This is a genomic window from Aestuariicoccus sp. MJ-SS9 (genome assembly GCF_032586235.1).
Taxonomy (GTDB): Bacteria; Pseudomonadota; Alphaproteobacteria; order Rhodobacterales; family Rhodobacteraceae; genus Aestuariicoccus.
The window spans coordinates 1-23680 of record NZ_JAWHTD010000026.1; the positions used below are offsets into that span (position 1 = coordinate 1).

General features: G+C 67.4%; 23 protein-coding genes. 16 read left to right on the top strand and 7 right to left on the bottom strand.

The features are described from left to right. The 9 genes from RXV88_RS15645 to RXV88_RS15685 all read left to right on the top strand — a co-directional run. Positions 1-706 (top strand): hypothetical protein (locus tag RXV88_RS15645; protein WP_316294429.1); only part of this gene is annotated, 706 nt, incomplete at its 5' end. 554 nt (positions 707-1260) lie between these two features. Continuing rightward, complete coding sequence (locus tag RXV88_RS15650) at positions 1261-2205, top strand: ABC transporter permease (protein WP_316294430.1); 945 nt, start codon at positions 1261-1263, stop codon at positions 2203-2205. Beyond that, entirely contained in the window at positions 2202-3017 is an 816-nt protein-coding gene (locus tag RXV88_RS15655; RefSeq protein ID WP_316294431.1) for an ABC transporter permease, read from the top strand. The genes RXV88_RS15650 and RXV88_RS15655 overlap by 4 nt, the downstream gene beginning before the upstream one ends. Next, complete coding sequence (locus RXV88_RS15660; RefSeq protein ID WP_316294432.1) at positions 3014-4684, top strand: ABC transporter ATP-binding protein; 1671 nt, start codon at positions 3014-3016, stop codon at positions 4682-4684. The genes RXV88_RS15655 and RXV88_RS15660 overlap by 4 nt, the downstream gene beginning before the upstream one ends. After that, positions 4662-6107 (top strand): aldehyde dehydrogenase family protein, encoded by a 1446-nt coding sequence (locus tag RXV88_RS15665; protein WP_316294433.1) that lies wholly within the window; start codon positions 4662-4664, stop codon positions 6105-6107. Before RXV88_RS15660 ends, RXV88_RS15665 begins: the two co-directional genes overlap by 23 nt. Before the next feature lie 10 nt (positions 6108-6117). Continuing rightward, positions 6118-6813 carry an SDR family NAD(P)-dependent oxidoreductase gene (locus tag RXV88_RS15670; RefSeq protein WP_316294434.1) on the top strand — a complete coding sequence of 232 codons (696 nt, stop codon included), beginning with the start codon at positions 6118-6120 and terminating at the stop codon, positions 6811-6813. A 91-nt stretch (positions 6814-6904) separates the two neighbouring features. Continuing rightward, entirely contained in the window at positions 6905-7447 is a 543-nt protein-coding gene (locus RXV88_RS15675) for a hypothetical protein (protein WP_316294435.1), read from the top strand. Next, positions 7444-8184, top strand: a complete 741-nt coding sequence (locus tag RXV88_RS15680; protein ID WP_316294436.1) for an SDR family oxidoreductase — start codon at positions 7444-7446, stop codon at positions 8182-8184. Before RXV88_RS15675 ends, RXV88_RS15680 begins: the two co-directional genes overlap by 4 nt. 115 nt (positions 8185-8299) lie before the next feature. After that, entirely contained in the window at positions 8300-9301 is a 1002-nt protein-coding gene (locus RXV88_RS15685) for a P1 family peptidase (RefSeq protein ID WP_316294437.1), read from the top strand. Between the two features lie 8 nt (positions 9302-9309). Here RXV88_RS15685 and RXV88_RS15690 read toward each other — a convergent pair whose 3' ends face one another. Then, positions 9310-10101, bottom strand: coding sequence for an SseB family protein (locus RXV88_RS15690; RefSeq protein WP_316294438.1), 792 nt, complete (start codon positions 10099-10101; stop codon positions 9310-9312). Further along, a complete protein-coding gene (locus tag RXV88_RS15695; protein WP_316294439.1) occupies positions 10094-10681 on the bottom strand; it encodes a uracil-DNA glycosylase family protein in 588 nt (195 codons plus the stop codon). The genes RXV88_RS15690 and RXV88_RS15695 overlap by 8 nt, the downstream gene beginning before the upstream one ends. Before the next feature lie 109 nt (positions 10682-10790). Here RXV88_RS15695 and RXV88_RS15700 point away from each other — a divergent pair, with 109 nt between their 5' ends. After that, positions 10791-11135: a helix-turn-helix transcriptional regulator gene (locus RXV88_RS15700; protein WP_316294440.1), complete on the top strand. Its 345-nt coding sequence runs from the start codon at positions 10791-10793 to the stop codon at positions 11133-11135. Then, positions 11128-12150 carry a permease gene (locus tag RXV88_RS15705; protein ID WP_316294441.1) on the top strand — a complete coding sequence of 341 codons (1023 nt, stop codon included), beginning with the start codon at positions 11128-11130 and terminating at the stop codon, positions 12148-12150. The genes RXV88_RS15700 and RXV88_RS15705 overlap by 8 nt, the downstream gene beginning before the upstream one ends. A gap of 113 nt (positions 12151-12263) precedes the next feature. On the opposite strand, the gene RXV88_RS15710 is transcribed toward RXV88_RS15705, so the two are convergent. Together RXV88_RS15710 and RXV88_RS15715 are read right to left on the bottom strand one after the other, a co-directional pair. Then, positions 12264-13898, bottom strand: coding sequence for a capsule biosynthesis protein (locus RXV88_RS15710; protein WP_316294442.1), 1635 nt, complete (start codon positions 13896-13898; stop codon positions 12264-12266). Continuing rightward, a complete protein-coding gene (locus RXV88_RS15715; protein WP_316294443.1) occupies positions 13876-14535 on the bottom strand; it encodes an ABC transporter ATP-binding protein in 660 nt (219 codons plus the stop codon). Before RXV88_RS15715 ends, RXV88_RS15710 begins: the two co-directional genes overlap by 23 nt. A 217-nt stretch (positions 14536-14752) precedes the next feature. Between RXV88_RS15715 and RXV88_RS15720 the strand changes: the two genes are divergently transcribed. From RXV88_RS15720 to RXV88_RS15735, 4 genes are read left to right on the top strand one after another with little or no spacing between them, the layout of a single operon-like run. Beyond that, positions 14753-16246: a PLP-dependent aminotransferase family protein gene (locus tag RXV88_RS15720; protein ID WP_316294444.1), complete on the top strand. Its 1494-nt coding sequence runs from the start codon at positions 14753-14755 to the stop codon at positions 16244-16246. Positions 16247-16257: 11 nt separating this feature from the next. Further along, positions 16258-17190: a bifunctional riboflavin kinase/FAD synthetase gene (locus RXV88_RS15725; protein ID WP_316294445.1), complete on the top strand. Its 933-nt coding sequence runs from the start codon at positions 16258-16260 to the stop codon at positions 17188-17190. Beyond that, positions 17187-17657, top strand: coding sequence for a YcgN family cysteine cluster protein (locus RXV88_RS15730; RefSeq protein WP_316294446.1), 471 nt, complete (start codon positions 17187-17189; stop codon positions 17655-17657). Before RXV88_RS15725 ends, RXV88_RS15730 begins: the two co-directional genes overlap by 4 nt. Next, positions 17657-18700, top strand: coding sequence for a threonine aldolase family protein (locus tag RXV88_RS15735; RefSeq protein ID WP_316294447.1), 1044 nt, complete (start codon positions 17657-17659; stop codon positions 18698-18700). Before RXV88_RS15730 ends, RXV88_RS15735 begins: the two co-directional genes overlap by 1 nt. 59 nt (positions 18701-18759) lie before the next feature. On the opposite strand, the gene hspQ is transcribed toward RXV88_RS15735, so the two are convergent. Beyond that, positions 18760-19086: a heat shock protein HspQ gene (gene hspQ / locus RXV88_RS15740; protein WP_316294448.1), complete on the bottom strand. Its 327-nt coding sequence runs from the start codon at positions 19084-19086 to the stop codon at positions 18760-18762. Positions 19087-19301: 215 nt separating this feature from the next. Between hspQ and RXV88_RS15745 the strand changes: the two genes are divergently transcribed. Continuing rightward, a complete protein-coding gene (locus tag RXV88_RS15745; protein WP_316294449.1) occupies positions 19302-19895 on the top strand; it encodes a lytic transglycosylase in 594 nt (197 codons plus the stop codon). A 49-nt stretch (positions 19896-19944) separates the two neighbouring features. On the opposite strand, the gene RXV88_RS15750 is transcribed toward RXV88_RS15745, so the two are convergent. Both RXV88_RS15750 and RXV88_RS15755 read right to left on the bottom strand, forming a co-directional pair. After that, entirely contained in the window at positions 19945-20538 is a 594-nt protein-coding gene (locus tag RXV88_RS15750) for an outer membrane lipoprotein carrier protein LolA (RefSeq protein ID WP_316294450.1), read from the bottom strand. Between the two features lie 216 nt (positions 20539-20754). After that, on the bottom strand, positions 20755-23679 hold the full coding sequence (locus RXV88_RS15755) for a DNA translocase FtsK (RefSeq protein ID WP_316294451.1): 2925 nt from the start codon (positions 23677-23679) through the stop codon (positions 20755-20757). Position 23680: the final 1 nt, after the last annotated feature.

The following is a 23680-nucleotide window of genomic DNA, read 5'->3' on the forward strand; positions in this document are numbered from 1 at the left end:
GCCCAACTGCTCATACCCCACGGCTATCATGCTGGATTCAAACAGTGAATCCTTCAGCCGATTTGTGCAACAAAGCCCCGCCGGCCACCAAGAGGCTCTACGCCTCGCAGCGAACCTCGGCTGGAAAAAAGATAAACATTCTGCGGAACAGATCGAAAAGACACTGGAGTGGATCTATACAATTGACGCTTTCGCCTGCCACTTCCTCACCGACCTCTTTTCAGCAGGACACATGCGCACACCTCGCAAGGCGCTGTACGAGATGCGCTCCGACTTTGCACGTTCCGGATACCCGGCGCAGGTAACTGGATACCTTGCGAAAGTCATGCATGATGAAGACAGCAAAAATGGACTGCTCGTCACCAACGCAAAAAATATGGAGTGGAAAGCTTACGGCGACAAAAAACTTCTCGACACAGACGACAGGACCAACGACCACATAGCACAAAAAGCCGTTCAGGCTTCTGCCAACGATATCTGGACAGCCTTTGAAAGCCATGAAGAGCCTACTCACTATGAAGCTCTCTCTTTGATTCCAGACCTTGGCGACGTTGAAAACCCACTGAATAAACAGAACAACGCGGCGCTCTTCGTGCCTCGGCCCGACCGAGTCGTCGATTGTCGGAAACCGATGTTGGATACCCACAGTTACCACTGGGACAATGATTGGTGGATTGAGCAGGTGGTCAGGAACTTTGGCCTCTGAAAGGCTGGTTCCGCAACGGACGGTGTTTGTTCAAGTCCCCAATGTCCCGCGGAGCCTGGTTCATGATTTTGCTCGCCATAGTGCGCGACCGCCACATGATGCCATCAGATAAGCGTCCGGCGCTTATCTGAAAAGTGCGCCACACGCCCGGGAACGTGTTCACGAGCCCCGGCTTGAATGGGGTCTGGTCAACTCATGTCACGGGCTTTTCGAGTAGGAGTAAAGTGGTAATCGCGAACGCGTCGAATTGCCAAAACCCGTAGGTTTCTGTCAAACCCAATAACGACCGTTTTTGCCACTGGCCTTGAACCGCTTTGCATGTTGTCGTGATCCTCCAGAGCGCCGCCATGTGCCGGTCGGAACATGCTGCGGTAAGACTGTTTGCCGTGACATAATGCGATTTCGCGTGCCAGAGCGATGCGGCAACAGGGCAATCCGACCCGAAATTGAACCGTCTCGCACAAATTGTTGCCCGCTGGGTCCCATCCCCCCACCGCACGCATCGCCCACCATCCCTCTGGACCGCCCCGCGCAGCGCCCCTAACGTGGCGGCGATGCTGCGCTATGCTCTCAAACGTCTGGCCTCGCTCGCCGTCTCGCTGCTGGTGGCGAGCCTGGTGATCTTTCTGGTGGTCGAGGTCGCCCCCGGGGACCCGGCCTCCTACATGCTGGGTATCAATGCCCAGCCCGAGACCGTCGCCGCGCTGCGGACCGAACTTGGGCTCGACGTACCGAAATACCAGCGTTACCTCGACTGGGTGACGGGCATGGCGACGGGCGATTTCGGCACCTCCTACACCTATCGCGCGCCGGTTTCGCAGATGATCTCAGACCGGCTCTGGGTGTCGCTGCCGCTGGCGCTTTATGCGCTGACGCTGTCGACGCTGATCGCGTTTCCCGCCGGGATCTACGCCGCCGCGCGGCGCGGGCGATTGGGCGACATGGGCGTGATGGCCGCGACCCAGCTGGGCGTCGCAGTGCCGAACTTCTGGTTCGCAATGCTGCTGGTGCTGCTTTTTGCCATCAACCTGCGCTGGTTCAGCGCCGGGGGCTTTCCGGGCTGGGACGATCCCTTGCAGGGGATCAAGGCCCTGACCCTGCCCGCCATCGCGCTCGCCCTGCCCCAGGCCGCGATCCTGGCCCGCGTCATGCGCTCTTCGCTGCTCGACATCCTGGGCGAGGATTTCATCCGCACCGCCCGCGCCAAGGGTCTGTCGCGCCGCCAGGCGCTGTGGCGGCACGGGCTGCGCAACGCGCTGATCCCGGTGCTGACCATCATCGGCCTGCAATTCTCGTTCCTGCTGGCGGGGGCGATCATCATCGAGCAGGTGTTCTTCCTGCCGGGCCTCGGACGGCTGATCTTCCAGTCGATCACCCAGCGCGACCTGATCGTGGTCGAATCCGTGGTGATGCTGCTCGTCTTCGCGGTGATCGTGGTGAATTTCGCCGTCGACCTGGCCTATGCCGCCGTCGACCCGCGCCTGAGAACCCGCTCATGAACCGTTCTCTGATCCTCGGTCTCGCCCTGACGCTGCTCTTCGTCGGCGCCGCTTTGGTGTCGTTCCTCTGGACCCCGGGCGACGTCGAGGCGATCAACATCGCCAGCCGCCTGCAGCCGCCCAATGCCGACAACCTCCTCGGCACCGATCACTTCGGCCGCGACATCCTCAGCATGATCATGGTCGGCGCGCGCACCTCCATCGCGGTCGCGCTGGTGGCGGTCGGCATCGGCATGGGCGCGGGCGTGCCGCTGGGCCTGACCGCTGCCGCGCGCAAGGGCGGCTGGCTGGACGAACTCATCATGCGCGGCAACGACCTGATCTTCGCCTTCCCCAGCCTCGTCATCGCGATTCTGATCACCGCCGTCTTCGGCCCCTCCGCGCTAAACGCGATCATCGCCATCGGCATCTTCAACATCCCCGTTTTCGCCCGCCTCAGCCGTGGCGCGGCGCTCTCGCTCTGGCAGCGCGACTTCATCCTCGCCGCCCGCGTCGCCGGCAAATCCGGCGCCCGCATCAGCGCCGAGCACATCCTGCCCAACATCGCCAACCTGCTGATCGTGCAAGGCACGATCCAGTTCTCGCTGGGTATTCTGGCCGAGGCCGGCCTCAGCTACGTGGGCCTCGGCGCACAGCCGCCCGTCCCGTCCTGGGGTCGGATGCTCGCGGATGCCCAGACCATGGTGGCACTCGCCCCGCATGTGGCCATCATCCCGGGCCTCGCCATCGTCGGCATGGTGCTCGGCCTCAACCTGCTGGGCGATGGCCTGCGCGACGCGCTCGACCCGCGCCTCAGAATCCTGCGCACATGACTTCATCTGGTCACAAATATCCCGGGGGAGGCCGCAGGCCGGGGGCAGAGCCCCCTCTTCTCGCCCTCGACGGCCTCGGCGTCGCGATCCACGGCAAGCCGATCCTCAAGGACCTCTCCCTCACCCTCCAGCCCAGCGAGATCCTGGCCATGACCGGTGAATCCGGCTCCGGCAAGTCGATGACCGCACTCGCCGCCATGGGGCTTTTGCCGCACAGCGCCCAGATCACCGGCCGGATCTCCCTGGGCGACACCCTCCTGACCGACCTCTCCGAACCGCAGCTCTGCGACATCCGCGGGCGGCAGATCGGTATGATCTTCCAGGAACCGATGACCGCCCTCAACCCGGTCCAGACCATCGGCCACCAGGTGACCGAGACGATCCTGATCCACCGCGCGATGACGCCCGCAAGGGCGGAAGAGCGGGCCCGCGACGTGCTGGCACGGGTCGGCCTGCCGCCGGACCGGTTCCCGCTCACACGTTACCCGCACGAACTCAGCGGCGGCCAGCGCCAGCGCGTCTGCATCGCCATGGCCATCGCCCTGCGCCCGCGCCTGCTCATCGCCGACGAACCGACCACCGCGCTCGACGTCACCACCCAGGCGCAGATCCTCGAGCTCATCCGCACGCTCGTCCGCGAAGAGAACATGGCGCTCCTGATGATCACCCACGACCTCGCCGTGGTCTCGGGCATGGCCGACCGTATCGCGGTGATGAAGGCGGGCGAGATCGTCGAGCAAGGCCCAACCGCCCAGCTCTTCGCAAAGATGCGCCACCCCTACACCCGCGCTCTCTTCGAGGCGTCGCGCCACCGCGCCGACCTGCACGGCCTCACCCCCGGTGCGCCGCTGCTCGCGCTGCGCGACGTCACCCGCGACTACCCGCTGCCCAAGACCCGGCTCTTTCAGCCACGCCAGAACTTCCGCGCCGTCGACGGCGTCAGCTTCGACATCCGCGAAGGCGAACGCGTCGGGCTGGTGGGGGAATCGGGTTGCGGCAAGTCCACCCTCACCCGTGCCATCCTGGGGCTCGAGCCGGTGCAATCCGGCTCCATCACCCTGAACGGCGCGCCGGTCTATACGGGCGGCCATCCCAACCTCGACGTGCGGCGGCAGATGCAGGTGGTGTTCCAGGACCCCTACGGCAGCTTCAACCCCCGCCACCGCGTGGCGCGGCTGATCACCGAACCGTTCCATCTGCTGCCCGATCCGCCCAAAGGCCAGGCCCGCGACAACGCCATCTCCGAGGCGCTGACCGCCGTCGGCCTGCACCCCGACGACGCCGGCAAATACATCCACGCCTTCTCGGGCGGCCAGCGCCAGCGCATCGCCATCGCCCGCGCCCTGATCATCCGCCCCCGGTTGATCCTCTTCGACGAGGCGGTCTCGGCGCTCGACGTGCGGGTGCGGGCGCAGATCCTCGACCTGATGGCCGATCTCAGCCGCCAATACGGGCTGACCTATCTCTTCATCAGCCACGACCTGTCGGTCGTCCGCTCGATCACCGACCGCGTGCTGGTGATGCGCGCGGGGCGGATCGTCGAGCACGGCCCCACCGACGCTGTCTTTGATGCGCCGCAGGACCCGTATACCCGGGAACTGATCCGCGCCGCCCCGAAACTGCCCGACCTGAAAGGAGAGACCGATGCTGCCCGACCTGCCCTTTGACCCCGGCCATGTGCTGATCGGCGGTGCCTGGCGCGCCACGTCCGCGAAGCTGCCGCTCGACAACCCCTCGACCGGCGCGCCTCTCTGCGAGATCGCCCGCGGCGGCGGGGCCGAGATCGACGCCGCCATTGCCGCCGCCCAGGCCGCCCGCGCGGGTGATTGGGGCCGGATGACCGCCGCCGAGAGGGGCCGCATCCTTCTGCGGCTCTCGCAGCTCGTGCTCGACAACGCCGACCTGCTGACCACGCTCGAATCCCTCGACGTCGGCAAACCGCTGGCGCAGTCGCGCGCCGACGCGCTGGCGCTGGCCCGGTACTGCGAATTCTACGGCGGCGCGGCGGACAAGCTGCATGGGCAGACCATCCCCTATCTCGACGGCTACACCGTCTATACCCTGCGCGAACCGCATGGGGTGACCGGCCATATCGTGCCCTGGAACTACCCGATGCAGATCATCGGGCGCTCGGTCGGCGCGGCTTTGGCCACCGGCAACGCCTGCGTCCTGAAACCAGCCGAGGACGCCTGCCTGACCGCTTTGATGTTTGCCTTTCTCGCCCAAGAGGCCGGCCTGCCCGACGGCGCGCTGAACGTGGTCCCCGGCCTCGGGTCCGAGGCGGGCGCGGCGCTCTCCGCCCATCCCGGCATCGACCACATCAGCTTTACCGGCTCGGTCGCCACCGGATCGGCGGTGCAGGCCGCCGCCGCCCCCAACGTGGTGCCGGTGACGCTCGAGCTGGGCGGCAAATCCCCGCAACTGGTCTTTGACGACGCCGATATCGACGCGGCCCTGCCCTTCCTGGTGAACGCCGGGCTGCAGAACGCCGGGCAGACCTGTTCGGCGGCCTCGCGGATCCTGGTGCAGCGCGGCGTGCTGGACGAGGTCACGCAGCGCATGGCCGCCGCCTATGCCGCGAAACGCGTCGGCCCGGCCACCGGCGACGCCGACATCGGCCCGCTCATCAACGCCCGCCAGAAGACCCGGGTCGAGGGCTATCTGGCCCGCGCCGAGGGCCTGCCGCTGATCGCCGCCGCCGAGCTGCCCGCGGACCTGCCCGAGGGCGGGCATTACGTCCGCCCCAGCCTCTACGGCCCCGTGCCCCCCGATCATCCCCTGGCGCAGGACGAGATCTTCGGCCCCGTGCAGGTGATCATCCCCTTCGACACCGAGGCCGAGGCCCTGGCCATCGCCAACGGCACCGATTACGGCCTTGTCGCCAGCGTCTGGACCCGCGACGGCGCGCGCCAGATGCGGCTGGCGCGCGCGCTGCGCTCGGGTCAGGTGTTTCTCAACAATTACGGCGCCGGCGGCGGGGTCGAACTGCCCTTCGGCGGCACCGGCAAATCGGGCTTTGGCCGCGAAAAGGGGTTCGAGGCGCTCTACGGTTTCTCCACCCTCAAGACCGTGGCGGCCTTTCATGGATAAGGAAATGGGCATGATATTCGAAAACAGGTTCGCGGGCCGACGCGCGGTGGTGACCGGCGGCGCGTCCGGCATCGGCAAGGGCATCGCCGACCGGCTGGCCGCCGAAGGGGCGGACGTCATCGTCTGGGATCTCGCCGATACCGCCACCCGCCGGATCGACGTCACCGACGCCGACGCCGTCACCGCCGCCATGGCCGAGGACGCGCCCGATATTCTGGTCTGTTCCGCCGGGATCACCGGGCCCAACACCACCGTCGCCGACTATCCGCTGGACGCCTGGCACAAGGTCTTCACGCTCAACGTCCACGGCCTGTTCTATTGCAACCGCGCGGCGGCCTCGGTCATGCCCGCAAAGGGCTGGGGCCGCATCGTCAACATCGCCTCGGTCGCCGGCAAAGAGGGCAACCCCAACGCCTCGGCCTATTCCGCCTCCAAGGCCGCCGTGATCGGCCTGACCAAGTCGCTGGGCAAGGAACTGGCCACCACCGGCGTCACCGTCAACGCCGTCGCCCCGGCGGCCGTCGAGACCGCGATCTTCGAGCAGATGAGCGCCGAGCACATCGCCTATATGAAGTCGAAAATCCCCATGAACCGCTTCGGCAGCATCGAGGAAATCACCGCAATGGTCTGCTGGCTGGCCTCGGACGAGGCCAGCTTCGCCACCGGCGCTGTGTTCGATCAATCCGGCGGGCGGGCAACCTACTGACGACACGTCTTGATCACGTGACGGTTGCAGGACTAAGCTGGATCAGGGCGGTGTTCGCGCGCCGCCGCGCCAGGCAAAAGGACCCCGCGCCATGAGCAAACCCGCCGCTTTCGTCATGCTTCTGGCCCTGGCGGCGCTCTGCGCCGGGGTCTTCGGGGCGCTGCACAATCAGCTCAGCTATTCTGTCGGGGCCAGCTACTTCCATGACTTCAAGTTCGCGCAGTTCGGCATCGCCGAGGCGTCGCAGAACCGGATCGGCGCGGCCTGGGTCGGCTGGCGCGCAAGCTGGTGGATGGGGCTTTTGATCGGCCTTCCCGCCTTCGGGCTGGGGCTGGTGATGATCGGCAAACCGTCGCATCTGGTCGCCGCCGGGATCGGCGCCATCGGCGCGGTGCTGTTCGTGACGCTGCTCTTTGCGATGGGCGGGCTGATGCTGGGCATGTTCGGCAGCGGCACGTCCTTCGCCGCCGCGCATGACATTCCCGCCGGGGTCACCGACCGCGACAGCTTCCTGCGCGCGGCCTTCATGCACGAGGGCGCTTATATCGGTGGGCTGGTGGGCCTCTTGGCCGCGCTGGCCACCATGTGGCGCGCTGGTAAGGTCGAGCGCCGCATGTCCGGTGCCCCGGCATGAGACTGCCCGGCAAGATCGCCATCGTCACCGGCGCGGGCTCGGGGTTCGGCGCCGGGATCGCCCGACGCTTTGCCGCCGAGGGCGCGCAGGTCATGGTCGCCGACATCAACGCCGAGGCCGCCCGCAGCGTCGCCACCCAGATCGGCGGCCTGGCGCAGCCTGTCGATGTCGCCGACGGCGACAGCGTCGCCGCGATGATCGCCACCGCCGAGGAAAGCCTCGGCCCGGTCGACATCCTGGTGAACAACGCCGGCGTGACCCATCTGCCCGGCCCGATGGAGACAATTTCCGAGGACGATTTCGACCGCGTCTTCGCGGTGAACTGCAAATCGGTCTACCTCGGCGCGCGGGCTCTGGTGCCGCTGCTGAAGGAACGCGGGCGCGGCGCGATCCTCAACATCGCCTCGACCGCGGGCGTCTCGCCGCGCCCGAACCTGAACTGGTACAACGCTTCCAAGGGCTGGATGATCACCGCGACCCGGGCCATGGCCGTCGAACTGGCCCCGCACGGCATCCGCGTAAACGCGCTGAACCCGGTGGCGGGCGAGACGCCTCTGCTGAAATCCTTCATGGGCGAGGACACGCCCGAGATGCGCGCCAAGTTCCTCGCCACCATCCCCCTGGGCCGCTTCTCGACGCCCGAGGATCTGGCCAATGCCGCGCTCTATCTCTGCTCCGACGAGGCCTCGATGATCACCGGCGTCTGCATGGAAGTCGACGGCGGCCGCTGCATCTGACCATGCCGCCCGCACTGCCGCCATATCTTTTGGGCCCCCCGGCCCACCCTCCCGCCGCCGCGGGCGCGCGCCAGCGCGCCCGCCCCCCGGCGACGCGCGAAAGCGCGGCGCAACCATGATCCCCGGCCCGCGAAATCTCATCACCGACGTGGCCGGTCTGCGGGTCGGCAACGCCCAGGATCAAACCCTCCGCTCCGGCACCACCGTGCTGGTGGGCAACGCCCCTTTCACGGCCTCCTACGCCGTCATGGGCGGCGCGCCCGGCACCCGCGAAACCGACCTCCTGGAACCCGACAAGAGCGTGCCGGGCGTCGATGCGCTGGTGCTCTCGGGTGGCAGCGCCTTCGGCCTCGCCGCAGCACAAGGCGTGATGGAGGCGCTGCACGAACAGGGGCGCGGCTTTTCCGTGGGCCGGGCGCGCGTGCCCATCGTGCCCGCGGCCATCGTCTTCGATCTGCTCAACGGCGGCGACAAGGACTGGACGGAAAACCCCTATCCCGCCCTGGGCCGCGCGGCCCTGGCCGGGGCGGCAGAGGACTTCGCCCTGGGCAGCGTCGGCGCGGGCACGGGGGCGCTGGCCGCGATGCACAAGGGCGGGCTGGGATCGGCCTCCCTGGTATTGGCGAGCGGCCACACGGTCGGCGCGCTTGTCGCCGCCAACCCGGTCGGCAGCGTGACCACGCCCTCCGGTCGTCACTTCTGGGCCGCGCCGTTCGAGGTCGGGGACGAATTCGGCGGTTTGGGCCCGGACCCGGCGCGCGGCCTGCAGCCGTTGCCGCCCAGCCGCAAAACCAGCGCCATGCACGGGCCGACGAATACCGCCGTCGCCATTGTCGCGACCGACGCGGACCTCAGCAAGGCGCAGTGCAAGAGGCTGGCGCTGGTCGCGCATGACGGCATCGCGCGGGCCGTGGTGCCCGCGCATCTGCCCAGCGACGGCGATCTGGTCTTTGCGCTCTCGACCTCGGTCCGTCCCGCCGACCCCGTGGCGGTCGCCCAGATCGGCCACGCCGCCAGCCTCTGCCTCGCGCGCGCCATCGCCCGCGCCGTGTGGGAGGCGACGCCGCAGGAGGGCGATCTGCTCCCGACATTGCGTGGCGAGTTGGGGTTGTACTGAACCGAGCCTCAGCGCAGGATCGGCGGTTTCGACGGGTCCGACCCGGGGGCGACGCGGTCTGCCTCCTGCGGCACTTCGGGTTCGGGCAGGTCGAAGCGCAGGCCGACCCGCGCCAGCCGCGCCGCCATCGGGTCGCTGTCGCGCAGGAACACCACGTCGAGCGCGCCCGCCTCGATCCCCGAGAACACCAGCGCCTCGTTCACCGCGCCCGCCAGCGCGGCTTCGGCGCCGGGCAGCGTGCCCGCGATGCCCAGCAGATGCCCGCGCCCGCCGCCCTCGTAAACCGCGCCGGCCAGCCAGGCGCTGCGCGCCAGCCCCGCAGCGCTGGCCAATTTCGCGTCGAGCGCGGTCAGCAGCACGTCGGGCAGACCACGCGGGGCAGTCACCTCGGCGACCCGCGCCTCGGCCTCGGCCGGGCCGTGGCCCAGCGTCTGGGCCAGCCAGTCCACCGCCTCGGCCGGAATCAGGATCGACGACGGCGCGACCTCGAGGTTGACGCCCAGCCCGACGCCCTGCCCGGCCAGCATCGACGCCACCGCCCGGCCCGACAGCGCCAGGTAGGGGGCCGCGCGCCCGGTGAAGGCGGCCAGCCGCTCCTCGCGGTCGAAGACCAGCACGAAACGCGCGTCGCCAAGGTCGAAGACCTCGGGATCGGCGCGGTCGCCCTCGGCCTCGCGGGTCAGCAGCAGGAACAGCTCGGACCCGGCCAGACGTTCGTAAAAGCGCAGGCGCGCGGCGTCGTTTTCGGGCGCGGCCTCCATCGCGGCATGGGCGGCGTCGAGCGGGGTTGTCTCAGTCATTCAGCACCTCTTGCACCCGCTGGCGCAGAACCGGCAGCAGCTCGGCCTCGAACCAGGGGTTTTTCTTCAGCCAAGCGGTATTGCGCCAGGACGGATGCGGCAAGGGCAGCCGGTCGGGCAGAAAGTCGCGCCAGGCGCGCACGGTGTCGGTGACATTGGCACGTGTCCGCAGGTGGTATTTCATCGCATAGCCGCCGATCGCCAGCGTCAGGCGCAGATCGGGCAGCGTGGGCAGGATCCGGTCGTGCCATGTCTGGCGGCAGATCGCGGGAGGCGGCAGGTCGCTGCCCGCCGCGTCATAGCCCGGAAAGCAGAAGGCCATCGGCACGATGGCGACGCGCGCGCGGTCATAGAACGTGGCCTCGTCCAGCCCGAGCCATTCGCGCAGCCTGTCACCCGAGGGGTCGGAGAAGGGCCGCTGCTTTTCATGCACCCGCAGCCCCGGGGCTTGCCCGGCGATCAGCAGGCGCGCGCCGGGTTGGAACCAGACCACGGGGCGGGGCCGGTGCGCGGTTGCGGTGGCGGCGAAGCGGTCGGCGCAGAGCCTGCATGACCGTATGTCCTGAGCGAGGTTCGTCATCCCCGCGCAATGTGGGGCGGCGGGGGCGGATTGACCAGTGCCGGGGGATATTTCGACGATATTAGAAATATGCTTTGCGTGATGTGGATATTTTGATATTTCTAAAAATATGAAAATCGAATCGATAGACGATATCGCCCTGGCGCAGGTGGCCTCGAAATTCGCGGCGCTGGGATCGGAACAGCGGCTTGCGGTGCTGCGCACGCTGGTCCGGGCAGGGCCCGAAGGGCTGAACATGGGCGCGCTGGGGGCGCGTTCGGGCATCGCCGGATCGACCCTGACGCATCATTTGAAAATCCTCGCGCAGGCCGGGCTGGTCACCCAGGCACGGCAGGGCCGCAGCATCATCTGCGCCGCCGTCGCCCATGACGCGGTGTCCGACCTGTCGCAATTCCTGCTGAGGAATTGCTGCGCCGACAGCGCCCATCCCGACAAAAGGCACGACCATGGCTGACACGACAACGACCCTGCCGCGCCTGCCGCGGATCGGACGCGCCTGGTGGGCGACGCTGGCGCTGCTGGGGCTCGTCGCGGCGCTGGACGCGGCGCAGTTTCTGCCGACCGTGATCTTTACCGCCACGGCGCTGTGGCACACCGCGCCGTTCATCCTCTTCGCCGTTCTGGCGGTGGCCTATCTCAAGGCCAGCGGGGCCGAGACGCTGCTGGCGCGGGCCTTTGAGGGGCACCCGGCGCGGATGATCGTCATGGCGGCGCTGCTGGGCGGGCTGTCGCCGTTTTGCTCGTGCGAGGTGATCCCCTTCATCGCCGCGCTGCTGGCCGTGGGCGCGCCGCTGAGCGCGGTGATGGCGTTCTGGCTGGCCTCGCCGCTGATGGACCCGGCTATGTTCCTGATCACCGGCGGCACGCTGGGGTTCGACTTTGCGGTGGCCAAGACCCTGGCCGCGGTGGCGATCGGCATGGCGGGGGGCTTCGGAACCTGGGCCTTTGCGGCGTCGCCGGTGTTCCGCGATCCGCTGCGCGCACAGCCGCAGGTCGGCGGATGCTGCGGGACGAAAAAGCCGTTCTCCGGCGCGCCGGTCTGGGCGTTCTGGGGCGATCCCGCCCGGCGCGGGGCGTTCCGCGAGACGGCGCTGACGAACGGGCTCTTCCTACTGAAGTGGCTGACGCTGGCCTATGTGATCGAAGCGCTGATGGTGACCTATGTGCCGGCAGAGGCCATCGCCTCGGTGCTAGGCGGCACGGGCGTGTGGCCGATCGTTCTGGGCGCGCTGGTGGGCGCGCCGGCCTATCTGAACGGCTATGCGGCGGTGCCCCTGGTGGATGCGCTGCTGGCGCAGGGCATGGCCCCGGGTGCTGCGATGAGCTTTGTCGTAGCGGGCGGTGTCAGCTGCATCCCGGCGGCTGTGGCGGTCTGGGCGCTGGTCAAGCCGCGGGTCTTCGCGGCCTATCTGGGCTTTGCGCTGGCCGGCGCGCTGGCGGCCGGGCTGATGTGGGGGCTTTGGGTCTGAGCCGGTTTCGCCGCCTTCGGCGGCAACCCGGGCGAGGGGCGCTGCCCCTCGCGCTCCCCGGGATATTTATGACCAGATGAAGGGGAGGCGGGCGCGCCTCTGGTTTTGACGGGTCACGAGGCGACCTGTTCGCGCAGGATCGAGGCGGTGAGCGAGACCATCAGGTAGATGCCCGAAAAGATCAGGAAGGCCAGGATCGTGTTTTCGAAGCTGCGCGGATAGCTGGCGTCTTCGGAGGCGACCGGCACCACCGACGTGGTCAGGTAGCGGGCCTGGCTGTCGGCGTCGCGGCGAGCCTGTTCGAGCCGTTCCAGCGCGCTTTGCAGCATCAGGTCGCGGGTCGCCAGATCGGCCTGCGCCAGCTGGATCTGTACCGCCAGTTCGGCCAGCGAATTCTGTCCGCTGGTGGCGGAGGTCATCTGGGTGTTGAGCTCGGCCAGGAGCGCCTCGAGCCGGCGGATGTCGCCCTCGACGCCCTGCACGCGGCTTTGGTTGGGGCGGGCGTTATCCAAAAGCGCCTGCAACTGCAGGCGTTTTTCCTGCAGCTCAAGTTCGCGGCTGTTGATCTGGCCGCGCAGGGCGGCGATGCGCGCCTCGGGGTCGACGATGGAGCCTTCCTGCTGCAGGCGGACCAGCCGTTCCTGCGCGTCCTGCCGGGCGAGCTGCGCCTCGGCCAGGCCCTGTTCGGCATCCGACACCGCGTTCGAGCGTTTGCGCAGCGACAGGTTGTCGACCCGCTCTTCGGCATAGCCGATCAGGGCGCGGCTGAAATCGGCGGCGACCTGCGGATCGGCGGCGCGGATCTCCATCCGGATGACGCCCTCGGTCGGGTCGTAGCCGATGTCGATGTTCCGCTTGTAGAGCTTGTAGGCCTCTTCGTTCGAGGGATCGTCGCCCAGCCGCTGGATCGGGTCGATGAAATCCTGCGTGTAATGCGCCTTGAAGCCTTCGTCCTCGTCCAGCCGCAGCATCGCGTCCTTGGACATCAGATAGCTTTGCACCGCGATGGCGTCCTGGTTGGTGGCGAATTGCGTGCCCGAAAAGAGGCTGCCCATCGCGCCGCCCTGGTTTTCGGCCTTGAGGATCAGGAATTCGGACTTGGTGGCGTACATCGGCGTCGCTACGGCGTAAAAATAATACCCCGCGATCAGCGTCGGCAGCAGCACGAAGGCCACCAGCCGGGTGAAAAGCAGCGCCATCTTCTTGCGGCGGCGCTGGGCCAGCTCGCGCTGGATCTGCATGATCTCGGCGGCGCGGCGTTCTGCCGGGCTGGCGGTTTCGGTCGAGGGCAGGGTCTGGCGGTCCGCGCCTGCCGGAACGGTCTGGGGCAGCTGCACCTTCGGTTCGGGCTGTTTCGGCTGGCCCTGATCGGCCCCCGCGCCGGGTACCACCAGTTCAAGCATGTTGGTGCGCTGGAACGGGTCGATCCCGCGGGCGCGCAGCAGCCGCACCGCGTCGAAATCCGAGGTCGGGGCGAGCCCGTGCTTTTGCGCCACCCGCCGCGCCATGCGCAGCTGGCGGCCGGTCAGACCCTCCTTTCGGATCGCCTCCATGTCCACCTCGCCGGCCACCTGCGCGGCAGAGCTGACCTGCCCGTCGCGCGGGGCTGCGGGGCGGGCCTGCGGGGGCGCGCTGGCCGCCACCGCGCGGACGGGGCGTGCGCTGGGCGTGGGGCCGGGCACGCCCTCGGGCTCGACCGTGCCCGAGCGGCGGATGCGGAACTTCTTAGCCTTGGGTTTCGTAGTCATAGAGCTGTTTCGCTTCTTCCAAGGTTTCAAACATGTGCAGCCTGCCGTCCATCAGGACAGCCGCCTTGCGGGCGAATTTTTCCAGAATCTGCGGCTGGTGCGACACGATGATGATCGTGGTCGTGCGCAGCCGTTCGGCCAGGATATCCCCGGCCTTGCGGTTGAATTCGACATCGGTCGAGTTCGGCATGCCCTCGTCGATGAGATACATGTCGAAATCCAGCGCCAGCATCAGCGAAAAGGTGAACCGCGCGCGCATGCCCGAGCTGTAGGTCCCCAGCGGCTGGTCGAAATACTCGCCCAGCCCGCAGAGCCAGCGGCAGAACGACTCGACGTAATCGGGATCGAGCCCGTAAAGCCGCGCGATGTAGCGCGCGTTTTCCTTGGCCGAGATCTTGCTGACCACGCCGCCCATGTAGCCCAGCGGGAACGAGATCCGGCAGTTGCGCCGGATCTCGCCCTCGTCGGGTTTTTCCAGCCCGGCCATCATGCGGATGAGGGTGGTCTTGCCGGTGCCGTTGGGGGCCAGAATGCCCAGCGACTCGCCGATATCCACGCGCAACGACACACGGTCCAGGATCACCTTGCGGTGCGATCCCGTCCAGAAGGACTTGCTGACCATGTCGAACTCTAGCATGAGCGGCTCCGGCGCGCGGGTGCCAGCGGGATATCCCGGGCTGGCGTAAAGGCTTATTAGGCGCGGAATTTGTTTACATTATGGCCCGTTTTGGAAACAAAAGACAATGTTCGAGGTCGCTGTTCGCGTCGGGCGACTAGGGCCGCAAGCGGTGCCGCAGGGCCTGCAGGGCTAAGACCAGATTGCACGGCGTTTAAGGCCAGACTAAGGTTCTCGCATGGCCATTCCCGTCCAGGCATTCCAGCTCGACCCGCGCGGTCAGGGCACCTTGCAATCGCGCATCCAGCAGATGGTCGCCGAAGGCATCCTGTCGGGCCGGTTCAGGCGCGGCGAAAAGCTGCCCTCGACCCGGGGTCTGGCGCAGCATCTGGGCGTCAGCCGGATCACCGTGACGTTGGCCTATACCGAGCTTCTGGCCAACGATTACCTGCAATCGAAGGGGCGGTCGGGCTATTACGTGTCGGATAACGCGCCCGAGCCGCCCGCCTTCGACCCCCAGACCGCGCGCGAGGATCGCGTCGACTGGTCCCGGGCCATCGGGCAGAAATTCACCGGCGGGGCCACGCCGGTCAAGCCGCAGGACTGGGCCAGCTTCCGCTTTCCGTTCATCTACGGCCAGACCGACCCCGAGCTTTTCGACCACGCCAACTGGCGGCTTTGCGCCTTGCAGGCGCTGGGGGCGCGGGATTTCGGGGCGTTGACGCGGGATTACTACGATCAGGACGACCCCGAGCTGCTGTCCTTCATCGCGCGCCACACCCTGCCCCGGCGCGGCATCCACGCCCGGCCCGACGAGATCCTGATCACCCTGGGCGCGCAGAACGCGCTATGGCTGACCGCGCAGGTGCTGCTGACCCAGCGCCGCCGCGCCGCGATCGAGGATCCCTGCTATCACGCCCTGCGCGATATCCTGACCCAGTCGCGCTGCCACCTGTCGCCGGTGGCGGTGGACGAGGACGGGATCCCGCCCGACCGGATCCCCGACCGCACCGACGTGATCTTCGCCACCCCCAGCCACCAATGCCCGACCTCGGCGACCATGCCGCTCGACCGGCGTCAGGCTTTGCTGAATCGTGCCCGGGCACTGGATGCGCTGATCGTCGAGGACGACTACGAATTCGAGATGGCCTATCTCAAGCCGCCGATGCCGGCGCTGAAATCGCTCGATACCGACGGGCGGGTGATCTATGTCGGCAGCTTTTCCAAATCGCTCTTTCCGGGGCTGCGGCTGGGCTATCTCGTCGGTTCCGCCCCGTTCATCCGCGAGGCGCGCGCGCTGCGCGCCTCGGTGCTGCGCCACCCGCCGGGGCATATCCAGCGCACGGCGGCCTATTTCCTCAGCCTCGGCCATTACGACGCTCTGATCCGGCGCACCGCGCGGGCGCTGACAGACCGCCGACGGGTGATGGAAGAGGCCATCGCGGCGCACGGTCTGACCATCGCCGGGCGCGGCGCGCATGGCGGGTCGAGCTTCTGGATGCAGGCGCCTGAGGGGGTGGACACCGAACACCTGGCCGAAACCCTGCGCGCCGAGGGCGTTCTGATCGAACCGGGGCGGCCCTTCTTCAGCGGCGCGCAGCCCTCGGGGCGCTATTACCGGCTGGCCTACAGCTCGATCCCGATGGCGCGGATCGCGCCCGGCGTCGAACGCATCGCCGCCGCCATCGCCCGGGCGCAAAGCGCGCTTGCACCTGCCCCGGCGGGCGGCTAACCGTTCGGCCCATGCGGATCATCCGGGATTATCAATACGTCGAACCCTTGGACCGGGGCGCCAGCGCCGCCATCGGCAATTTCGACGGCGTGCATCTGGGCCACCAGGCCGTGATCGACCTGGCGCGCAACGAGGCCCGCGGCGCGCCGCTGGGCGTGCTGACCTTCGAGCCGCATCCGCGCCAGTATTTCGCCCCCGACGCCCCGCCCTTCCGCCTGATGGGCCCCGAGGCGCGCGCCTCGCGGCTGCGCAAGCTGGGGGTCGAAAAGCTTTATGAGCTGAACTTCAACGCCGCTCTCGCCGCGCTGACGCCCGAGGCCTTCGCCCGCCGGGTGATCTTTGACGGGCTGGGGCTGACCAACGTGGTCGTAGGCGCGGATTTCTGTTTCGGCAAGGACCGCGCGGGCAACGTGGACGCGCTGCAACGGCTGGGGGCCGAGCTGGGCTTTCGCGTCACCGTGGCCGATCTGCTGAAAGGCGAGACCGGGCAGGTGTCCTCGACCGCGATCCGCACCGCGCTGAGCGAGGGCCGCCCCCGCGACGCCGCCGCCCAGCTGGGCCACTGGCACCGGATCGAAGGCCCGGTGATCGGCGGCGAACAGCGCGGGCGCGACCTGGGCTATCCCACCGCGAACATGTCCATCGACGGGCTGCACCCGCCCAAACACGGCGTCTATGCGGTGCTGGTCGATGTCGCCACCGGCCCCCATAAAGGCACCTACAAGGGCGCGGCCAGCATCGGCGTGCGGCCCATGTTCGGCGAAAACACCGCCAATATCGAAACCTTCCTCTTCGATTTCACCGGCGATCTTTATGGCAGCATCCTGTCCGTCGCGCTGGTCGATTACCTGCGCCCCGAGCTGAAGTTCGACAGCCTCGAGGCGCTGATCGCCCAGATGGACGCCGATTGCGCCCGCGCCCGCCAGATCCTCGCCGCGTCATGACCGATCCGATCGACCGCTCCGGCCTCGCCCCCCGCTTCTGGGAGCGCAAGAAACTGGCCGATCTCAGCCCTGCCGAATGGGAGGCGCTCTGCGACGGTTGCGGCAAATGCTGCCTCAACAAGCTCGAGGACGAGGACACCGGCCATGTCGAACTGACCCGCGTCGCCTGCCGGCTCTTCGACGACACCACCTGCCGCTGCGCGCAATACGACATCCGCCACCAGTTCGTGCCGGAATGCATCGTGCTGAAACCGTCGAACATCGACAGCCACGCCTACTGGATGCCCCGCACCTGCGCCTACCGCCTGCTGTGGGAGGGCAAGCCGCTCTACGACTGGCACCCGCTGATCTCGGGCACTCCGGAAACGGTGCACGAGGCGGGCGTGTCGATGCGCCACCGCACGGTGGCGGAATTCGAGGTCGGCGAAGACGACTGGGAAGACCACATCATAGAGGAACCCTTGTAATGCATTTCGCCAGCGACAATTCCGGCCCGGTCCCGCAGCAGGTTCTCGATGCTTTGCACGAGGCCAATACCGGCCACGTCATGGCCTACGGCGCCGACCCGCTGACCGACGAGGTGACCGGCCTGATCCGCGACCTCTTCGAGGCGCCCAACGCCGCCGTCCACCTGGTGGCCACCGGGACCGCCGGCAACGCGCTGGCGCTTTCGACCCTGTGCCAGCCTTACCAGACCGTGTTCTGCACGCCCTGCGCCCATATCCACATGGATGAGTGCAACGCGCCCGAATTCTTCACCGGCGGCGCCAAGCTGACGCTGGTGCCCGGCGACGACCGCATGACCCCCGAGGCCCTGCGCCACGCCATCCTGAACGAGGGCAATCGCGGCGTGCACGGCCCGCAGCGCGGGCCGGTGTCGCTGACCAACGCGACCGAATGGGGCAACGTTTACGATCCGGACCAGATCAAGGCGCTTGCGGCGGTCGCGCGCGAATTCGGCCTGCCGGTGCATCTGGACGGCGCGCGCTTTGCCAACGCCTGCGTCGCGCTCGGCTGCACCCCGGCCGAGATGACCTGGAAGGCGGGCGTCGACGTGGCGGTCTTCGGCGGGACCAAGAACGGGCTGATGGGGGTCGAGGCGGTGATCTTCTTCGACCCCGCCCAGGCGCAGAGCTTCGAGCTGCGCCGCAAGCGCGGCGCGCATCTCTTTTCCAAGCACCGCTATCTGTCCGCGCAGATGGCCGCCTATCTGCGCGACGACCTCTGGCGCGGCCTGGCCCTCCGCGCCAACACCGCCTGCGCCCGGCTGGTGGACGGGCTGCGCGACGCAGGCTTTGGTTTTGCCAACGATCCCGTTGCCAACATGGTCTTTATCCGGATGCCCCGTTCGGTCCACCAGCGCGCCATGGCCGCCGGCGCGGTCTATCACATCTGGGAAGGCGCTCTGGAAGGCGACGACCCGGACGAGATCCTGACCGGACGTCTGGTCTGCGACTGGTCCACCAGCGACGCCGAGATCGACGCCTTCCTCACCGTGATCGGTGAGTGACCAATTGACCAGGAGGACCCGGCGCAAGGCCGGGTCTGCGCCACGCCGGGAAACGGCGGTCAGTTCATCTGGAAGTGAAGCTCGTAGCTGCCATCCTGGAACGCGCCGAAGAGATCGGGGATATCCGGGTGGTCCACCGGTTCGCCGGAATAATCGGCCACCAGGTTCTGTTCCGACACATAGGCCACGTAAAAGCTCTGGTCGTTTTCCGCCAGCAGGTGGTAGAACGGCTGCTCCTTGGCAGGCCGCGCCTCTTCGGGAATGGCCTCGTACCATTCGTCGGTATTGCTGAATTCCGGGTCGACATCGAAGACCACGCCGCGGAACGGGTGCTTGCGGTGACGGACGACCTGGCCCAGATGATATTTCGCGCGATGTGTGTTCATGACGTGCCTCTACAAGTCCGTTTTAGACCTTTCAATGGCAAGTTGTCCAACTTTTAGCCACAATTCGGCGGAAACACTCTGTGCCCCGGACCCCAACAGTACGGCTTTGGCAGCGCGTCAATGCCGCCCGGGGGCGCGTTTTGCAATTGTGATTTCCCATGCGGCCCCGATCGGTTAGACTGTGAAAAAAAGCAAAACGAACCGGCGAGAGGCAGATGAGCAGATCCCTTCGCGCCCTGGTGGTGATCCTGTTGCTGGCGTCCTGTGGCGGCGGCGGGTCCTCCACGGCCCCCCGAAATCTCGACAACGCCTGTTCGATCCTCGAACAGCGCCCGAAGTATTTTCGCGCCTTCCGCGCCGCCGAACGCAAATGGGGCGTGCCGGTGCATGTGCAGATGGCGACGATGTACCAGGAAAGCAAATTCATCGGCAATGCGCGCACGCCCTTGCGGTTCGCTCTGGGCGTCATTCCGGTGGGGCGGCAAAGCTCGGCCTATGGCTACAGCCAGGCGCTGGACGGCACCTGGGACGAATACGTGAGGGCCACGCGCAGCCGCCGCGCCAAGCGCGACAATATCCGCGACGCCGCCGATTTCATGGGCTGGTATATGGCGGGCTCCCGCGACCGGCTGGGGATTTCGCTGTCGGACGCGCGCAACCAGTACCTGGCCTACCACGAGGGCCGCAGCGGCTTTGCCCGCGGCACCTACAATCGCAAGAGCTGGCTTCTGCGGGTGGCCAACGAGGTCGGCGAACGTTCGGTGATCTACCAGTCGCAGCTGCGCCGCTGCCGCGCCGCGCGGCGCTGATCGCGGGTAGAGGTCCCGGGTCAGGCCCGGGACCGCGCCGCGCCCGGCCTCAGCGGCGCAGCTTCTCGACCTCGGCCCTGATGTCGAAGAGCCTGTTGGACAGGGTCGCGCGGTCCAGCGCGCCCAGCACGACCGTGGTCTGCTGGCCGTCGCCATCGGTGATCACCCATTGCCGCAGCTCCACCGGATCGCCGGTGAACTTCAGCTGGATGGTGCCGTATTCCGGCCTTTCGGGATCGCGCGCGGTGACGATCGTCGAGGTGCCGTCATAATCATGCGCCGTCACCATCCCGGCCCGCGCCAGATCCACATTACGCGCCAGGATGATCGACAGCGGCGTCTGGTTCAGCGGATAGGTGTCCGGCACCGCCCCCAGCTTGCGGTCGAGGATATGCACCGCGCCCGCGCCCACCAGCACCAGCGCCCGCTCCGGCGGATCATAGTCGAACCGCATCTTGCCGGGCCGCTTGATGTAAAGCGTGCCTGTGCTCAGCGTGCCGTCGGAATTGATCTGTGTGATCTTGCCCTCCGCCGACTGGATCCCGTTGAGATACCGCGACACCTCGTTCAGCGACAGCTTTTCGGCCGCAGCCGGCAGCGCCAGCGTCACCAGAAACGCCGCGGCGGTCAGAATACGAAACATCTGCGTGGTCCTTGCTGCTCTCGTCGCCCGCCTTGTCGCACGAACCTCGCGGTTATGCGATAGCAGGCCCCTTCAAGCAGATATCGTCAGCAAGCCTCCGCCATTCAACCGCCCCCTGAAACCAACGCGCCCCGCCCCCTGCTTCTTCTTGGCGAAAATACTCCGGGGGTTTGGGGGCTGGCCCCCAATCGAACCTGCGAGCGGGGGGCCAGCCACCTACTGCTCGGGCACCAGGATCTCACGCTTGCCCACATGGTTGGCCGAGGACACGACGCCCTCGTCCTCCATCTGCTCGACCAGCCGCGCGGCCTTGTTGTAGCCGATGGCCAGCTTGCGCTGGATATAGGAGGTCGAGCATTTGCGGTCCTTGATCACGATGGCCACCGCCTGATCGTAAAGCGCGTCCTCGCCATCGGTATTGCCGCCCGTCGACAGGCCCAGCACCGCGTCGATGTTCTCGGCCTTCTCGTCGTCCGGCCCCTGCACCACGCCCGAGACATATTCCGGCGGGCCGAAGGCCTTGAGGTGGTTGACCACCTCCTCGACCTCTTCGTCCGACACGAATGGCCCGTGGCAGCGGGTGATCTTGGCCCCGCCCGCCATGTAAAGCATGTCACCCATGCCCAGCAGCTGCTCGGCGCCCATTTCGCCCAGGATCGTGCGGCTGTCGATCTTCGACGTCACCTGGAAGGAAATCCGGGTGGGGAAGTTGGCCTTGATCGTGCCGGTGATCACGTCGACCGACGGGCGCTGCGTGGCCATGATCAGGTGAATGCCCGACGCCCGCGCCATCTGCGCCAGGCGCTGGATGCAGGCCTCGATCTCCTTGCCCGCGACCATCATAAGGTCGGCCATTTCGTCGACGATGACGACGATATAGGGCATCTTCCTGGGCTCGAATTCCTCGGTCTCGAAAATGGGCTCGCCGGTGTCGTCGTCGAACCCGGTCTGCACGGTGCGCTCGAACATCTCGTTGCGGCTCAGCGCGTCGGCGACGCGGCCGTTGTAGCCGTCGATGTTGCGCACGCCCATCTTCGACATCTTGCGATAGCGCTCCTCCATCTCGCCCACGACCCATTTCAGCGCCACGACAGCCTTCTTGGGGTCGGTCACCACCGGGCTCAGCAGATGCGGGATGCCGTCATAGACGCTCAGTTCCAGCATCTTGGGGTCGATCATCACCAACCGCAGATCGTTCGGCGTCAGCTTGTAGAGCAGGCTCAGGATCATTGTGTTGATCGCCACCGACTTGCCCGACCCGGTGGTCCCCGCGATCAGCAGGTGAGGCATCTTGGCCAGGTTGGCGACCATCGGATCGCCGCCGATATCCTTGCCCAGCGCCAGCGGCAGCTTGTGGTTGCCGTCGCCGTATTCGCGGCTCGACAGGATCTCGCGGAAGCCCACCATCTCGCGGTTGTCGTTGGGCAGTTCGATCCCGATCACCGACCGCCCCGGCACGGTCGAGACCCGCGCCGACAGCGCCGACATCGACCGCGCGATATCGTCCGCCAGCCCGATCACGCGGCTGGCCTTGAGGCCCGGCGCGGGCTCCAGCTCGTACATGGTCACGACCGGGCCGGGGCGGACGCTGACGATCTCTCCCTTGACGCCGTAATCGTCCAGCACCGCCTCGAGCATACGCGCGTTTTCCTCCAGCGCCTCATCGCTGAGGTGGTGACGCTCGATCCGGTCGGGGTTCATCAAAAGGTTCAGCGGCGGCAATTCGTAATCCACCGCGTTATCCTCGAATTGCAACTGAGGCTGCGCCTCGGCCTTGGCGCGGCGCGACGGCTGCACGGTCTTGCGCGCGGGCTGCTGCACGACCTTCTTGGGCTGCGGCTGCGGCACAGCCACGGGGACGGGCGCGCGGGTGAACGCGACGGGCGGCGTGTCCTCGGGCGCGCCGTAATCGTCGGCGTCGCCGTAATCGCCGTAATCGTCGAAATCGCGGAAATCGTCCAGATCGTCGGTCAGCTCCATCGCCTCGGGCTCGGGCGGCAGCGCGGGCGCGGCGGGGGCCGCCGCGCGGGATGCGGTCAGCGGCGGCTCGGGCGGCAGGTTGCCGGGCTGCGGCTTGACGATCAGCGGATCTGGGCCGCGCCCGCGGCCTTTGGTCAGCGGCTTCGACGGGTCCGGCTGCGGCGCAATCGCACCGGGCTGCTCGCGCACGCGGGACTTGATGACATCGGCGATCTTGGCGCGGATGCGATCCTCGCCCGGCGCCTCGACGTCGTGATCCACCGCGCCTGTCGGCACCAGCTCGGGTTCCGGCAAGACTTCGGGCCGCTTGATCAGCGCGGGCATCCGCGACAGAAAGCCGGTCTTTTCAGGCATGGCTGCAGGGGCCGCGGGCACGGGGGCGCGCGGCTGCGGGGCCGGAACGGCCTCTTGCGCGGCGGCCCAAGCGGCGGCCTCGGCCGCCTCGGCGGCGCGCTTTTCGCGGCGCTGCGCCTGCGCGGCCTGCATCCTCTGCGCGGCGACCACGGCGCCGCTGGCGCCTCGGCCCAGCACGGTCAACAGCGTGGCATAGACCATGACAACCCCCACCACGAGGAACCGCAGGATGCGGCGCAGCTCGGCCAGGGTGAAGCCCAGCACAAAGGCCCCCATCGCGACGATGGCAACCCCCAGCACCACCATCGCCAGCTTCAGCGACAGCCCGATACCCAGCGGCACGAGGTTCAGCAGCGACCCCATCATCATGTCGCCGAAAAGCCCGCCGAGGCCGAAGGAATGGCTCCACTCCGGGCCGACGGTCTGGCCGGCGGCATAGACGGCGGCGACAGCGATCCAGATCGGTGCGAAGATCACCCGCGCCAGCGCGCGGCCCTCTCCCAGATGCAGCGCGAACCGCACCCCCCAGATCAGCAGCACCAGCGCCAGACCCCAGCTGCCCCAGCCCACGATCATGAAAAGCGGCGCGGCCACCGACGCGCCCAGGCGGCCCATCCAGTTCTGCACCGGCGCATCCGTCGCCGACAGCCAGCTGGGATCGTCCGGCGTGTAAGACGCGATCATCGCGGCAGCGGCGAGGCCCAGGCCGATCAGCACAAGGCCGATCAACTCCTTGCCGCGCTTTTCGATCGCGGCCGCCATGTTGCTGTCGAAAAGGGGATCGCGCCCCCGTGCCTGATATGCCATT

Excerpts from the sequence above, each read along its gene's own strand:
- RXV88_RS15650 (WP_316294430.1), top strand. The coding sequence starts at position 1,261 with ATGCTGCGCTATGCTCTCAAACGTCTGGCCTCGCTCGCCGTCTCGCTG.
- RXV88_RS15655 (WP_316294431.1), top strand. The coding sequence starts at position 2,202 with ATGAACCGTTCTCTGATCCTCGGTCTCGCCCTGACGCTGCTCTTCGTC.
- RXV88_RS15660 (WP_316294432.1), top strand. The coding sequence starts at position 3,014 with ATGACTTCATCTGGTCACAAATATCCCGGGGGAGGCCGCAGGCCGGGG.
- RXV88_RS15665 (WP_316294433.1), top strand. The coding sequence starts at position 4,662 with ATGCTGCCCGACCTGCCCTTTGACCCCGGCCATGTGCTGATCGGCGGT.
- RXV88_RS15670 (WP_316294434.1), top strand. The coding sequence starts at position 6,118 with ATGATATTCGAAAACAGGTTCGCGGGCCGACGCGCGGTGGTGACCGGC.
- RXV88_RS15675 (WP_316294435.1), top strand. The coding sequence starts at position 6,905 with ATGAGCAAACCCGCCGCTTTCGTCATGCTTCTGGCCCTGGCGGCGCTC.
- RXV88_RS15680 (WP_316294436.1), top strand. The coding sequence starts at position 7,444 with ATGAGACTGCCCGGCAAGATCGCCATCGTCACCGGCGCGGGCTCGGGG.
- RXV88_RS15685 (WP_316294437.1), top strand. The coding sequence starts at position 8,300 with ATGATCCCCGGCCCGCGAAATCTCATCACCGACGTGGCCGGTCTGCGG.
- RXV88_RS15690 (WP_316294438.1), bottom strand. The coding sequence starts at position 10,101 with ATGACTGAGACAACCCCGCTCGACGCCGCCCATGCCGCGATGGAGGCC.
- RXV88_RS15695 (WP_316294439.1), bottom strand. The coding sequence starts at position 10,681 with ATGACGAACCTCGCTCAGGACATACGGTCATGCAGGCTCTGCGCCGAC.
- RXV88_RS15700 (WP_316294440.1), top strand. The coding sequence starts at position 10,791 with ATGAAAATCGAATCGATAGACGATATCGCCCTGGCGCAGGTGGCCTCG.
- RXV88_RS15705 (WP_316294441.1), top strand. The coding sequence starts at position 11,128 with ATGGCTGACACGACAACGACCCTGCCGCGCCTGCCGCGGATCGGACGC.
- RXV88_RS15710 (WP_316294442.1), bottom strand. The coding sequence starts at position 13,898 with ATGACTACGAAACCCAAGGCTAAGAAGTTCCGCATCCGCCGCTCGGGC.
- RXV88_RS15715 (WP_316294443.1), bottom strand. The coding sequence starts at position 14,535 with ATGCTAGAGTTCGACATGGTCAGCAAGTCCTTCTGGACGGGATCGCAC.
- RXV88_RS15720 (WP_316294444.1), top strand. The coding sequence starts at position 14,753 with ATGGCCATTCCCGTCCAGGCATTCCAGCTCGACCCGCGCGGTCAGGGC.
- RXV88_RS15725 (WP_316294445.1), top strand. The coding sequence starts at position 16,258 with ATGCGGATCATCCGGGATTATCAATACGTCGAACCCTTGGACCGGGGC.
- RXV88_RS15730 (WP_316294446.1), top strand. The coding sequence starts at position 17,187 with ATGACCGATCCGATCGACCGCTCCGGCCTCGCCCCCCGCTTCTGGGAG.
- RXV88_RS15735 (WP_316294447.1), top strand. The coding sequence starts at position 17,657 with ATGCATTTCGCCAGCGACAATTCCGGCCCGGTCCCGCAGCAGGTTCTC.
- hspQ (WP_316294448.1), bottom strand. The coding sequence starts at position 19,086 with ATGAACACACATCGCGCGAAATATCATCTGGGCCAGGTCGTCCGTCAC.
- RXV88_RS15745 (WP_316294449.1), top strand. The coding sequence starts at position 19,302 with ATGAGCAGATCCCTTCGCGCCCTGGTGGTGATCCTGTTGCTGGCGTCC.
- RXV88_RS15750 (WP_316294450.1), bottom strand. The coding sequence starts at position 20,538 with ATGTTTCGTATTCTGACCGCCGCGGCGTTTCTGGTGACGCTGGCGCTG.
- RXV88_RS15755 (WP_316294451.1), bottom strand. The coding sequence starts at position 23,679 with ATGGCATATCAGGCACGGGGGCGCGATCCCCTTTTCGACAGCAACATG.